At 36.2% G+C, this 1,157-nt stretch carries 1 protein-coding gene; it reads left to right on the plus strand.

Annotated elements, in window-relative coordinates; all coding sequences use genetic code 11:
- The first annotated feature begins 276 nt into the window (after nucleotides 1-276).
- A complete protein-coding gene (locus F6K49_RS51335) occupies nucleotides 277-903 on the plus strand; it encodes a class I SAM-dependent methyltransferase (RefSeq protein WP_293110645.1) in 627 nt (208 codons plus the stop codon).
- Nucleotides 904-1,157: the final 254 nt, after the last annotated feature.

Below are 1,157 nucleotides of genomic sequence, written 5' to 3' on the forward strand. Positions count from 1 at the left end.
TTTTGAGTTTATTTTTTTTTCTTTTTTCTCGCTTTTTTTTTGTTTTACAGTATCTGCACCATAGATAATGTCCAAATGATGCTCGTGAATGGTTAATTGATGGATTTTAATGGTTTTAATTTTCATGTTCACTAGTTCGGTTGATTGGGTTCAGGGATTGCTCTAAGCAATCGCTATATGGGTGTTTACCTATTTTACAGCTTAAAGTGCGGAATTTAGGTTATGATTAAAGATAGGTGCAGTATTTTATTTTGCAAAAACTTAGAATTGTTTAAAATGAACTTAGAAGATAGACAAAAAGAGATATATAGTTCTAACAATTGTCAAGAATTGACTGACTATTATAAGAAATGGGCAAAAGACTACGACCAAGACTTAGTAAATGAATGTAACTATGTAGCTCCCCAGAAAGTAGTGGAAGTATTATCGCCGTTGGTTTCCGAAGATGCCAGGATTTTGGATGCTGGTGCTGGTACAGGTTTGGTAGGAGAAATTTTATACCAGAATGGCTACTCTAATCTAGAGGGGATGGATATTTCAAGCGAAATGTTAGAGCAGGCACGTAAAAAGAATGTCTATACTGCGCTCTACCAAAAAGTTATGGGTGAACCCCTTGACTTTCCCTCAGACTCCTTTGATGCCATTATCAGTGTTGGTGTGTTTACCTATGGACATGCCCCCAGCAGCTCTTTTGACGAACTGCTCCGCATTACTAAGCCTGGAGGATACATTATTTTTACCTTGCGTCTTGATTTTTATCAGAACAGCGATTTTAAGCAAAAGTTGACTGCATTAGAAGAGTTGGGCCAGTGGAAGTTAGTAGAAATTGGTGATCAGTTCTCACCCCTATCCACAGCTAAACCTGATGGTTATTATCGGATCTGGGTATATCAGGTTAGGTAGTCATTTGTGCGATTCAAGCGTACCTAATAAACAGGGTAAACGCATCTAATCGCTAGAAACTAGCTCAAAAAAGCGTTTGAATGACTCTAAAATTTTAGCTGACCTTAAAATTTTGACGGGAACAGATAAAACTGGTATAATATTTGTATCGCTTATACAAAGAGTAAGTATTGTTTTAGATAATTAATATATATTGACAGCATAATATAAAGCTAGATATTTTAGTCTAAACCGATGGCAAATTGCCAGATCGT

It is taken from the genome of Moorena sp. SIO3I6, from assembly GCF_010672095.1.